Below are 12531 nucleotides of genomic sequence, written 5' to 3'. Positions count from 1 at the left end.
ATACGGCCAAGGAGCCAAGCACAATGAAACGAACCCAAGGGCGCATCGCGCTGGCGGGCCTGCTGGTGGCGCTGCTGACCAGCGGCTGCTCGCTGTTCAAGGATTCCAACTACGGCGTCGGCGCGCAGGCCGAGCGGGCCGCGATGATGCAGGCCGCCGCCGACAAGACCGATCCGCCGGACACGCCGGGCATGTATCTGGGCCTGATCGACCGGATGCAGCAGCAGGGGCTGTATTACGCGTCGCTGGCGCATATCGACCAGTACGAGAAGCAGTACGGCTCGACGCCCGACACCAGGCTGCTGCGCGCCGATGCGTTGCGCGCGACCTCGCAGTACGAAGCGAGCGAGCAGGTCTATACGCAATTGCTGAACACGCCGGCCGCGTCCCGGGCCTATCGTGGCCTCGGCCTGATCGCCGGCGCGCGCGGTGATTTCCCGCGCGCTGCCGGGCTGCTGACGCAGGCGAGCGAGCTGGCGCCGACCGATGCCTCGATGCTGTCCGATCTTGCCTACGCGCGCATGCGCGCGGGCGATCTGGCCGCGGCGCGCGTGCCGCTGATGAAGGCCGCCGAACTCGACCAGAAGAACCCGAAGACGTTCGGCAACGTCGCGCTGTTCCTCGTCGCCACCGGGCATCTGGACGAGGCGAGCGGGCTGATGGACCAGCAGAAGATGACGCCGCAGGTGCGCGCCGAGATCCGCGACGACGCGGCGCGCGTGACGGCCGCGCAGCGCACGCGCCAACTGACGGTGGTGCCGCCCGGGCCGACGCTCGCGCAGAACGCCGTGCGCCGCGATACCGGCCAGCCGATCGCCAGCAACGACGGCTTCGATCTGGCCGCGCCGCTGCTGCAACGATTCTCACAAAAATGACGACGATAGCTACGGAGCCGACGATGCGACAGATCCTCACCCGCCCCCAGGCGGACGCATGGCGGGCTGCTCCCGTGCTCGCCGCGCTGGCGGTGGCATGCGCCGCCGCGTTCGGCGCGCCGGCCGCGCTGGCGCAACAGCCTGCCGACCCGGCCTTGGCCCAGTTGCAGCAGCAATTGCTGCCGATGCCCGATTCGCAACTGCAAGTGCCGGCGGCCCAGCCTGCCGTGCAACAGGTGCAAGCCGCGCCGCAGGCGCTGCCGGCGGTCGCGCCGCAACAACCGCCGCCGCAAGCCACGTTGCAGCCGCCGCCGCAACCTGTGATCGCGCCGGCACCCCCGCCGCCTGCACCGGTTGTGGCAGCCGAGCCGCCCGCCAAGCCACCGCGCACCTCGACCCGCGCCTCGGATATCGGTTCGAGCACGGAGGCCTGGCTCGAACTGCAGCGCAGCAATCGCGCCGCGTCCGATAACCCGCACCCGTTCGAAGGGGCGGCGGCGTCCTACGCGTATCAGCGCTACCTGAATTCGTTCGGTACACCGATTCCGGCCTGGTTCGGTTCGTCGCAGGCTGCTCAGGGAAGCAGTGGCGGCGGTTCGTCGTTCGGCAGCGGGCAGTCGCAATAATCGTCGAGGTCGCCATGAGATCCACTCAATCCCGTCGTCCCGGCCGCCAGGCCGGATCCGGCACGATGGACGGCGCGCTCGCCGGCCGGCGCCGGGAACGTGGCGCGTTCGCGACGATGACGCTCATCTTCATGACGGCGGCCATTGCGATCCTCGGCATGCTCGATATCGGCAACGTGTTCTTCCAGCGCCGCGACATGCAGCGGATCGCCGACATGGCCGCCATGGCGGGCGTGCAGCGGGTGGACAACACCTGCTCGATGTCGCCGGGCGTGGCCACGCTGAGCGCCACCAACAACGGCCTGAATGCCGGCAAGGGCGACACCATCACGGTCAACTGCGGGCGTTGGGACCCGACCTCCTATGCCGGCCCGAGCTATTACTCGGCCGGCGCGAACGCCGGCTCGTCCGGCGACGTCAACGCGCGCCAATGGAATGCCGTGCAGGTGAAGGTGACGCGCACGGTGCCGTACTTCTTTCTCGGGCCGTCCCGTCTCGTGCAGGCCAGCTCCACGGCGCGTGCCACGGCGATCGACGTGTTCTCGGTCGGCGCGACGCTTGCGCAGCTCGGCGGCACCAGTTGCTCGGGCACGCCGGCTTCGTCGAGCGCGAATCCGGGGCTCGTCAACGGCTTGTTGAGCGGGCTGCTCGGATCGGCGTCGGGGCTGAACCTGAGCCTCGTGTCGTATCAGGCGCTGGCCTGTACCAACGTGCGGCTCGCCGACCTGGCCGCCGCGGCCGGCGTCGGCACCATCAGCCAGTTGCTGGCGCTGAAGTTGTCGCTGTCGCAGTTCCTGAGCCTCGTGGCCAATGCCGCCCAGCAGACCAGCGTCGCCAACGCGAACCTGCAGGCCAGCCTCGGCGCGCTCCAGGCGCTGGTCAAGGCGAACGTGAACGGCGGCAATGTCAACCTCGGTGGCGCGAACGGCCTGCTGAACGTCGCGCTGGCCGACACGCAATCGGCTGCCTCTGCCACCGTCAACCTGCTCGACCTGATCATGGTGGGTGCCGAGGTCGCCAATTCGAACAACGCGGTGGCTGTCAACGTGCCGTCGGTGAACCTGGGCGGCTTGACCGGCACGCAGTTGCAGGTGCAGATCATCAGCCCGCCGTCGATCGGCATCGGCGAGGGCGGCATCAATCCGGCAACGGGTACGTGGCGCACTACGGCGTCGACGGCGGCGGTGGGCCTGTACCTGGTGGTCAATCTCGCGTCGGTCAATATTCTCGGGATCGGCGTCAATATCGGCCTGCCGCTGTATCTGCAGGTCGGCACCGGCAAGGCCGTGCTCAACGCGACAAATTGCGGTTCGACGCTCGCCACCAGCACCGCGACGATCACCGCCACGCCGGGCATCGCCAATCTTTGCATCGGCACCCCGCCGCTCAACAGCAAGGGCTTGATCAGCTTGTCGTCGACGTACAGTTGCAGCGCACCCGCGTCGCTGGCCAACGTCAACATCGCGCCGCTCGGGCTCGGTCTGGTGAATGTGAACGCGAGCATCAAGAATGTCTCCGTGCAGGCGAACGGCGCGTCGCAACAGCATGTGTTCCCCGGCAACGTCGGCACCGACGCCGATTACTGGACCTCGAACTCGAATGCGCTCGGCTCGCTCTTGGCCAGCGCGCTGTCGCAACTGTCGGCGTCCAGTATCAACGTCTCGCTCACGCTGGCCGGGCTGCAGCTGCCGCTGCCGACGGGCCTCATCTCGCAACTACTGAGCCTCGTCACCTCGCTGCTCGGCCCGATCCTGCAATCGCTCGACGCCATTATTGTTCCGCTGCTGAACCTGCTGGGTGTGCAGGTGGGCGCGGCCACCGTCCACCATATGTCGCTGACCTGCGGCGTGTCGCAAACGGTCTACTGAACGCATTGACTGGTATCCGATGAGAAATTCACCTGCAATCGAGGGGCTCGACCTCTACGTCTGGGAGGGCAAGGCGGACATCGTCGACCGTGTCGCGCGTTGCATGGCCAGCTTCGACGTGGAGGTGATCCGCGCCGACAACGTGGTGCTGTCGTCCGAACGCGCGGCGGCGCGCCCGTCGCTGGCGATCATCAGCGTCAGCATGATCGAGAGCGGCGCGGCCTTTCTCAGCGAATGGCAGGCCAATATCGGCATGCCGGTGGTGTGGGTGGGCGCAGCGCGCGGCGGCGGTACCGATGCGGCCTCGTATCCGCCCGAGTATTCCCACATCCTGCCGCTCGACTTCACCTGCGCCGAGCTGCGCGGGCTGGTGTCGAAGCTGGTCGCGCAGCTACGCGCGCATGCGGCGCAAACCTCCGCGCCGGCCATGCTGGTCGCGCATTCCGAGCCGATGCATGCGCTGCTGCAGGAGGTCGACACCTTTGCCGATTGCGACACCAACGTGTTGTTGCACGGCGAAACCGGCGTCGGCAAGGAGCGCATCGCCCAGTTGCTGCACGAAAAGCATTCGCGCTACCGCCACGGCGAATTCGTGCCCGTCAACTGCGGCGCGATTCCGGACGGGCTGTTCGAATCGCTGTTCTTCGGCCATGCAAAAGGGTCGTTCACGGGCGCGGTGGTGGCGCACAAGGGCTATTTCGAGCAGGCGGCGGGCGGCACGCTGTTCCTCGACGAAGTCGGCGACTTGCCGCTCTATCAGCAGGTCAAGCTGCTGCGCGTGCTGGAAGACGGCACGGTGCTGCGGGTCGGCGCGGTGGCGCCGCTGAAGGTCGATTTCCGGCTCGTCGCGGCCAGCAACAAGAAGCTGCCGCAACTCGTGAAAGAGGGCGCGTTCCGCGCCGACTTGTATTACCGGCTCGCCGTGATCGAGATCAGCATTCCGTCGCTGGAGGAGCGCGGCGCGGTCGACAAGATCGCGCTGTTCAAGTCGTTCGTGGCCGAAGTGGTGGGCGAGAGCCGCCTCGCCGCGTTGCCCGATCTGCCTTACTGGCTGGCCGACGCGGTGGCCGATACTTATTTCCCTGGGAATGTGCGCGAGTTGCGCAACCTGGCCGAACGGGTGGGCGTAACCGTGCGCCAGACCGGTGCCTGGGATGCGGCGCGACTGCAGCGCCTGGTGGCCCACGCGCGTGCGGCGCAGCCGGTGCCGGCCGAGAGTGCGGCGGAGGTGTACGTCGACCGCAGCAAGTGGGATATGAGCGAGCGCAACAGAGTGATTGCTGCGCTTGACGCGAACGGCTGGCGCCGCCAGGATACCGCCCAGCACCTCGGGATCAGCCGAAAAGTGTTGTGGGAAAAGATGCGGAAATACCAGATTTTCGACGAAGAGCCCGAAGCGCGTGAAAGTGAGGGATAATGCGAAAATTGTGGTTAGAAATACAACTAATCTGTGCAGGATTCTCTACATGAGCCATAAACGGGTTTTGGGGCGCGCATTTGTTGCTGGGTTGTGGGTAGTAGGGGGGCTTCAGGTCGTACAGGCGCAGGGCTTGGCGGGCAGTGACGACGCCGCCCCCGTTGCGTCGTCGCGCGGCGGCGTGGTGAACTCGGCGCCGGCCGCGTCGAGCGCATTGCCGCCTACCTCGGCTGGCGCGCAACAAGCTTCGCCCGCCACCGACGGCACCACGCAAAGCACGGTTGACGAGCTGCAACAGCAGATCCAGGCCCATTCGCTGACCGAAATGCGTACGGCGTACAACGGCAGTTACGGCGCCAGCCTGCTGTTCAGCATCAAGGATTCGACGTACTACGTTGCCTTGTTCCAGCAAAAGGCGTTTTGGCGTGTGCTCAAGACGACGAACGAGGCACGTGCCGAAGCCGTGTTTCGCGATTTTTCAAAGCAGGCCGAATCGCTGTCCGCCACGGAACTGCAGGCCGCTCGCCTCGAAGCGCAGAAGTCGCAAACGGACAAGCAGATCGCCGTGGTGCAGGATCGAGCGAACCGCCTGCAGGCCGATTTGACGATCGCTCGCGAGCAGCAGGTAGCGGTCAACAATCGCCAGAAGGCGACGCGCAGCGAAGCGGCATCCTTGCAGTCGCAACGTGATGCATTGCAAGCTCAACTGCGCCAGTTGCAGACGCAGGTGCGTGCCTTGCAGCGTCAGGCCGACGCCGGATTGCCGGGCAACCAGTAAGGTTTTTGCGGGCCGGATGAGAAACGGGCAAGCCGAGAGGCTTGCCCGTTTTGCGTTTACTCGCCGCTGCCGCTACTGCCGCCGCCCGTGGGGCCAAGCGGGCGCCGACGGCGCGTGACGATGACGGTTGGGCTGCTGCTGCGCTCGGTCGGCGTGGACACGCCTTCATGCGATTCGCGCGGGTAATCGCCGCGGGGGGCGCTGTATTCGCGCGGGGCGTTGTAATCGCGAGGCTCGCGCGGTTCGCGGTGTTCGCGCGGCGGGTAGCCTTCGCGGCCTTCGCCACGCGATTCGCGCTGGCCGCCGTGCGAGCCGTAGGGGCTATGACCACCGCCTTCGCGGGGCGGTCGGCCGCCACCGTGACCGCCACCACCGGTGCGGGGGCCGCTGCGACCGCCGCCGCCAGGGCGCGAACCGCCCATGTCGAGCTGGATCGTCGAGATCGCGCGTTTGTAGATGCCTTGCAAACCGACGGGCGTGCGCAGCATCACCAGGTACTGGTCGAACGACTCGATACAGCCCGTCAGCCGAATGCCGTTGACGAGATAAATTTCTACGCGCTTGCGCTCTTTGCGCGCTGCGTTGATGAAGTCGTTTTGCGGATGGGATTCTGCAGGATTGGCCATTGAGAAGCGGCTTGAGCCGGCGTCAGATGAGGGTTTTGCTTGGATGCACCGCGCTATCTGGCGAAGCGCTTGAGCGGGATTCTACCCTGTTCAATTGAGATACGTGCGGGCGCGTTTGTGTCTAACCGTTACCCACTATAGACCTTGCAGCGGTCGAGGGCGATTTGGCTGGATGGCCGAGGCAGGTTGCCTGGACAGGATAACGACGGGGCTTTGCGATCGCCGAACCGGCTTGCGATGAGGTCGCGGGGGCGGCGAGGCAGGATTGGCGCGACGGGCGCGGCCAACGGTCGCGCCTTGCGACCGGGCCGCTGGCGCTCAGTATTGGTAATCGGGGTTCTTTGGGTCGAACGTGCTGTCGTCGAAGCTTTTCGGCGCGATCTTCTCGAATACGATTCGTTCGAAGAGGGTACCGTCGTTGTCATAGGATTCGACGGTCCGGAAGTAGGGATGGCGCAGGTCGAGGCCGAGCGTCTCTTTTTTCGCGTAGAACTGAGGCCGGCCGGTCGGCGTTTCGTAAGTCAGCGCGACCACGCGCACGCCATCGATCGTCTTTGCCTCCACGTGGGTCGGGCGACTTACGCCGGCCGCCTCGTATTTCCTGCCCTCGCTCAGATACAGCCCCGTGATGTATTCGGTGCCGAGATCGCGGATCGTGTGGTTCGACTGCGCGCGTGCCAGCACGCCCGTCAGCGACGTCCACAACGGGATCTTGCCGAGCAGCCCGCCCAGATGGCCGTACATCTCGTCCTTGCGCTTGGTCTCGTCGTAGATCGCTTCCTGGCCCGAATGCGGGCCGTCGGGCAGCCACTTCGCATAGACCCGCAGCGGCTCGCGCGTGATCCTGACGAGCATGTGATCGGGGCGGCTGGCCCACGAAGTGCCGATCCGCTCCTGGCGCGTCATCGTGAATTCGTAAGACGGATAGCCGTTCGGGCCGGCCGCGATATACGCCGGCACCGTCATCGGGTCGAGCGCCGTGAACAGGGCGGTGAGCGTCGCATCGTCGAGCTTGTCTAGCGCGCCGTCGCGCGCGGCCGTTTTCAGCCACGCCGCCTGCTGCGCCATCGGCTGTTGGACGACCCGCGCCAGTTCGGGCGGCAGCGCCGCCGCAGTGGCGGCCGTGTTCGACGCGTTTTGCGCACTGGCAGGAACGGCGAGTACCACCATGGCGGCGGCAAGGGCAACCGACAGGGCGCAAGGCAGTGCGACGCCACGGATGCGGCGCAGGGGCAGGCTCGACGGCATGCAGATCTCCTCTCGTGGATGCGGGTGCCGATTCAGTGCGGCGCGGCTGGCTTGAGCTTCGCGAGCTCCTCGTCGCGCAATGCGCGGCGCAGGATCTTGCCGACGTTGGTCTGCGGCAGCGCGTCGCGGAACTCGATCGCCTTCGGCATCTTGTAGCCGGTCAGGTTCTTGCGGCAGTGCGCGAGCACCTCGTCCACGGTCAGCGAAGCATCGCGCCGCACCACGAACGCCTTGATCCGTTCGCCGTGCGTGGCGTCGGGTATGCCGATCGCGGCGGCCTCGCTGATGCCCGGGTGCATCACCAGCACTTCCTCGATCTCGTTCGGATAGACGTTGAAGCCGGACACCAGAATCATGTCCTTCTTGCGATCGATGAGCCGCACGAAGCCGCGCTCGTCCATCACGCCGATGTCCCCGGTCGCGAGCCAGCCGTCGTCGTCGAGCACCTTGGCCGTTTCGTCGGGGCGCAGCCAGTAGCCGCGCATCACCTGCGGGCCGCGCACGCACAGCTCGCCGGCTTCGCCGATGCCGGCCCAGGTGCCGTCCTCGAGTCGCATGCGCACCAGCGTCGATGGCGCCGGAATGCCGATCGAGCCGCTGAAATCGTGCATGTCGTGGAGGTCGACCGGGTTCATCGTCACGATCGGCGAGCATTCGGTCAGCCCGTAGCCTTCGACGATCGGGCAGCCCGTCACCTCCTTGAAACGATCGGCCACGGCGCGCTGCATCGCCATGCCGCCAGCCATCGCGAGCTTGAGCTGCGAGAAATCGCGCGCGCGGAATTCTGCGTTGTCGAGAAACGCGTTGTAAAGCGTGTTGATGCCGGTGATGCCGGTGAAGGTTTCCTTGCGCAGGATCTTCATCATCATGGTGGTGTCGCGCGGGTTGGCGATCAGGATGTTGCGCCCGCCGAGGCCCATGAAGATCAACGCGTTCACCGTCAGCGAATAGATGTGATACAGCGGCAGCGGCGTCAGCACCGTTTCGATGTCGCCCGACACCTGGTCGGCGATCCAGGCCTTTGCCTGCAGCAGGTTGGCGATCAGGTTGCCGTGCGTGAGCATCGCGCCCTTCGCGACGCCGGTGGTGCCGCCCGTGTATTGCAGGAAGGCGAGATCGTCGCGCGTGAGCGGCACCGGCTTCGCCGGCGCGGCGGCCCCTTTCGCGAGCGCCGCGCGCAGCCGTACCGCCTGAGGCAGGCGATAGGCCGGCACCAGCTTCTTGACGCGCTTCAGCACGAAATTGACGAGCCGGCCCTTGGCGTTGAAGCCCTCGCCGAGCAGGTCGCCGAGCGCCGTGACCACCACGTTGCGCACGCGGGTTTCGGGCAGCGCCTCTTCGAGCGTGCGCGCGAAATTCTCGAATACGACGATGGTTTCCGCGCCGCTGTCCTTGAGCTGATGCGCGAGTTCGCGCGCCGTGTAGAGCGGATTGACGTTGACGACGATCGCGCCGGCCTTCAGTACCCCGAACAATGTGACGGGATACTGGAACGAGTTCGGCAGCATGATCGCGACGCGGTCGCCGGGCTTCACGCCGAGGTCGCGTTGCAGGTACGCGGCGAAGGCATTGGCCTTGCGCGCGAGTGCGGCGTAGGTCAGGCGTGAACCGGCGCTGATGTAGGCGACCCGATCGGCGAAGCGTGTGGTGCACTCGTCGAAGTAGTCGTCGAGCGAGGCGTATTGCGTGAGGTCGATCTCGTGCGGCACACCGCGCGGATACGACGGAAACCAGATGCCGTCGGTGTTCGGCGCCGGCGCGCCGAGTTGGGCCGCAAGGGCGTTCATCGCATGTCTCCAGAGTCGTTGTAATCGGTATCGGCCGGGAAGCCGCCGGCCCACGCGTGTTCGCGCGTGTTGCTGATGAAGCGGGGCAATGCGCCGCGCGGCGCGTCAGCGCGGGTGTCGCGCGTGAAGCTGGGTGCCGGCCGAAGCGCCGAACGGCCCGACGGACAACTCGCCGCCGCCCGGCCCGAGGCTCATGCCGCGTTGTGCGTCGTCGAGCACCGCTGCGAAAATCGACATCTGCGACGCATCGGGCATCGGCGCCTTCAGTGCGGCGACGATCAACGACGACAGCCGCGCGATCATCTGCACGTCGTTCATCGTGCGGCCCTGTGAGAAGTCGTCGAGCAGGCTGTCGGTTTCGGCGCCGGCGAGCGCGCCGGACAGTGCGCCGATCGCGTAGTGCAGCCGCCAGCCGAGTTCGTTGCGCGGCAGTTGCGGCAGCGCGCGCTGAAACGCATCGAAGAAGCGGCCCGCGACGCTGGCGTAATGCGCGGCCAGAAAGCTGCGCACGAACGTGGAGGGATCGGTGTAGGCACGGCCGATCAGCCGCAGGAACGCGCGGCCGCCGCGCTGCGGGTCGCGCGACGCCTGCAAGGCCGGGATGAACATCGCGCCGAGCACGTGCTCACAGGTGATCGAGTTGCCGAGCTGGGCCTCGAAGCGATCGAGGATGCGCAGCCGTTCGTCGTTGAGCTGATCGAGGCGACGCGACAGCATCGCGTGGATCAGGGCTTCCTTGCTGCCGAAGTGATAGTTGACCGCAGCGAGATTGACCGCGGCGCGCGACGTGATCTGACGCATCGACATCGCTTCGAAACCATGTTCGACGAACAGATCTTCTGCCGCGTCGAGTATGCGCGCCTTCGTGCCGCCGGGTTGCCGGCTGGCCTGACGAACCGCCATGTACGCCTCCGTTGATCGCTGTTTCGCATTACGAACGAACGATTCAAATCTCCAATTGAAACGAGCGTTTTTTCGTAACGATAAAAAGTGCGGAGGGAGGCGGCAAGCGTTGTGTGTGGGCAGATTCCTCTAGAGGCGATGTGCGAATGCAGCATCGCCGGGCGGGAAGCGCGATGCGTCGCGCTTCCCGCGATGATGCACTGCGGGCGAGGCTTAGTGGCTCGCCGCGACTTGCGCGGCGCTTTGCGTCATGTCGATGCCGCGCCGTTCGCGGCTGAACAGGATCAGCACGGCGATCACCACCGCGACGGTGCCGCCGACCAGGGCGAGCGCGTGGCCGTAGTTGTTGCCGTTGTCGATCGCGATCTGCGCCTGCATCGCGGCGTTGCCCGATGCGAGCAGGTTGCCGAGCTGATAGATGAAGCCGGGGAACGTCGCGCGAATTTCGTCGGGCGAGATCTCGTTCAAATGCACGGGGATCACGCCCCACGCACCCTGTACCGAAATCTGCATCAGGAACGCGCCGGCCGCGAGGGCGATCGGGCCGCTCGAGAAGGCCCACAGCGGCAGCACCGGCAGCGCGATCAGCGAGGCGATGAAGATCGCGCGGCGGCGGCCGATCTTTTCGGAGATCGAACCGAAGGCAAGGCCGCCGACGATCGCGCCGATGTTGAGCACGATCGTGATCCACGACACCGTGTGCGGATCGAAGTGATGCTGTTCGCGCAGGAACGTCGGGTAGAGATCCTGCGTGCCGTGCGAAAAGAAGTTGAACGCCGTCATCAGCACCACGGCGTAGACCGACAGCTTCCAGTTCTGCTTGAGCGTGGCGACGAGGCTCGGGCGCGGACGTTTCTCCATCTGCTTCCAGGCCGGCGATTCCGGCACCTGCGCGCGGACGTAGACCACCAGCAGCGCGGGCAGCACGCCGATCATGAACATGCCGCGCCAGCCGATGTACTGGTAGAACAGGCCGAACACGATCGAGGCCAGCAGATAGCCGCTCGGGTAGCCGGCCTGCAGCAGCCCGGACACGATGCCGCGTGATTTCGCCGGCACGGTTTCCATCGTCAGCGCAGAGCCGACGCCCCATTCGCCGCCCATCGCCACGCCAAACAGCGCGCGCAGCACGATCAGGGCCATCAGGCTCGGCGCGAAGCCGGAGGCCAGTTCGAGAATCGAATAACAGGCGATATTGATCATCAGCGTCGGACGACGGCCGAAACGATCGGCAATCCGGCCGAAAATCAACGCGCCGAGCGGGCGCATGGCGAGCGTAAGCGTGATGGCGAAAGCGACAGCCGGGATTTTTGTATTGAATTCCGCCGCGATATCTTTCAGTACGAATACCATCAAGAAGAAATCGAACGCATCAAGCGTCCAGCCGAGATAGGCGGCGATCGTTACGTTTCTTTGTTCCCGGGTCCAGCTCATGAGGCAGGCCTCCTTGGTCGTCTGCGCCACGGCTGTCGCGGTCGCCCGGCTGGCGCGGGGCGCGGACGGCAATTCAGTGTACGCCGGGCAATTGCGATCGCGTTCCGTTTTGTTCCGGGCTCCGGATTAATCCCTAGATGAATTAACGTTCGAAATCAGAATATTGCGGAATCAGAATGCTGAATGAAAGAAATGTATTGAAATCGAATGCCTCGGATTTCGATATTTACAATATTGATTCGTGAATCGGCGTCGACCGATTCATGATTGCTCACAATGTCGTACGCACAGGCGTCGCGCGCGACGGTATCGTGGCGGTGATTCGTTATTGGAGACCGATCATGGCGCTGGGCACCGATGTCCATCTGATTCCCGCCAAACTCGATGCGCTGAAGCCGACCCAGATGACCGTCGGGTTTCGCGAGGTCGAGGCGAAGCGCAAACACTGGCAGTCGCTCGGCAAGAAGGTGCGGCGCGATTCGATCGAACTGCACTGGTTTCCGGCCGTGCTCGGGCCGGGCAATGCGCTGTATATCGTCGATCACCATCACCTGGGCCGGGCGTTGCTGGAAGAAGACGTGCGCGACGTGAAGGCGATGTTGTTGAAGGATCTCTCCTGGCTCGACGACACGATCTTCTGGCGGATGATGGAGCACAACCAGTGGGTGCATCCGTTCGGCCCGGACGGGGCGCGTCACGGCTACGACCGCCTGCCGGGCGCGCTGACCGGCCTCAGCGACGATCCGTATCGCAGCCTCGCCGGCGAATTGCGTACGTCGGGCGGCTACGCGAAGGACACCACGCCGTTCAGTGAATTCTTGTGGGCCGACTATCTGCGCACGAAAATCCCGGCGCAGCGGATCCGCAAGCATTTCGCGAAGGCGCTCGACGAAGCGCTGGCGCATGCGCATGCCCCGGACGCGCGCTATCTGCCGGGTTGGTCCGGCGTGTACACGCCGAGGCCGTGAG

11 protein-coding genes are annotated in these 12531 nt (G+C 65.5%); 6 read left to right on the top strand and 5 right to left on the bottom strand.

The annotated features are described in order from the left end of the window. The first annotated feature begins 23 nt into the window (after positions 1-23). The 5 genes from AB4851_RS27140 to AB4851_RS27120 are packed head-to-tail and all read left to right on the top strand — an operon-like array spanning position 24 to position 5564. Positions 24-875: a pilus assembly protein gene (locus AB4851_RS27140; RefSeq protein WP_414449549.1), complete on the top strand. Its 852-nt coding sequence runs from the start codon at positions 24-26 to the stop codon at positions 873-875. Positions 876-898: 23 nt separating this feature from the next. Next, entirely contained in the window at positions 899-1501 is a 603-nt protein-coding gene (locus AB4851_RS27135; RefSeq protein ID WP_414449548.1) for a DUF3613 domain-containing protein, read from the top strand. Between the two features lie 14 nt (positions 1502-1515). Next, a complete protein-coding gene (locus AB4851_RS27130) occupies positions 1516-3369 on the top strand; it encodes a TadG family pilus assembly protein (protein WP_414449547.1) in 1854 nt (617 codons plus the stop codon). 19 nt (positions 3370-3388) lie between these two features. Next, positions 3389-4786: a sigma 54-interacting transcriptional regulator gene (locus AB4851_RS27125; RefSeq protein WP_414444980.1), complete on the top strand. Its 1398-nt coding sequence runs from the start codon at positions 3389-3391 to the stop codon at positions 4784-4786. A gap of 49 nt (positions 4787-4835) precedes the next feature. Continuing rightward, complete coding sequence (locus AB4851_RS27120) at positions 4836-5564, top strand: DUF2968 domain-containing protein (protein ID WP_414451961.1); 729 nt, start codon at positions 4836-4838, stop codon at positions 5562-5564. A 56-nt stretch (positions 5565-5620) separates the two neighbouring features. Here the strand turns inward: AB4851_RS27120 and hfq are convergent, their stop codons facing one another. From hfq to AB4851_RS27095, 5 genes are all read right to left on the bottom strand, one after another. Then, a complete protein-coding gene (hfq, locus tag AB4851_RS27115) occupies positions 5621-6190 on the bottom strand; it encodes an RNA chaperone Hfq (RefSeq protein WP_414449546.1) in 570 nt (189 codons plus the stop codon). A gap of 318 nt (positions 6191-6508) precedes the next feature. Then, positions 6509-7438 carry a DUF1571 domain-containing protein gene (locus tag AB4851_RS27110; RefSeq protein WP_414449545.1) on the bottom strand — a complete coding sequence of 310 codons (930 nt, stop codon included), beginning with the start codon at positions 7436-7438 and terminating at the stop codon, positions 6509-6511. A gap of 32 nt (positions 7439-7470) precedes the next feature. After that, the gene (locus AB4851_RS27105) at positions 7471-9225 is read right to left on the bottom strand and encodes an AMP-binding protein (RefSeq protein ID WP_414449544.1); all 1755 of its coding nucleotides are present in this window, start codon (positions 9223-9225) and stop codon (positions 7471-7473) included. A gap of 105 nt (positions 9226-9330) precedes the next feature. Then, positions 9331-10128, bottom strand: a complete 798-nt coding sequence (locus AB4851_RS27100) for a TetR/AcrR family transcriptional regulator (protein ID WP_414449543.1) — start codon at positions 10126-10128, stop codon at positions 9331-9333. Between the two features lie 213 nt (positions 10129-10341). Beyond that, positions 10342-11562 (bottom strand): MFS transporter, encoded by a 1221-nt coding sequence (locus tag AB4851_RS27095; RefSeq protein ID WP_414444985.1) that lies wholly within the window; start codon positions 11560-11562, stop codon positions 10342-10344. 341 nt (positions 11563-11903) lie between these two features. Between AB4851_RS27095 and AB4851_RS27090 the strand changes: the two genes are divergently transcribed. Next, positions 11904-12530: a ParB-like protein gene (locus tag AB4851_RS27090; protein WP_414449542.1), complete on the top strand. Its 627-nt coding sequence runs from the start codon at positions 11904-11906 to the stop codon at positions 12528-12530. Position 12531 lies beyond the last annotated feature (1 nt).

It is taken from the genome of Burkholderia sp. 22PA0099 (assembly GCF_047497165.1).
In the GTDB taxonomy this organism is placed as follows: domain Bacteria; phylum Pseudomonadota; class Gammaproteobacteria; order Burkholderiales; family Burkholderiaceae; genus Burkholderia.
Note: the sequence above shows the minus strand (reverse complement) of the source record. Positions and strands in the feature narration are given on the sequence as shown.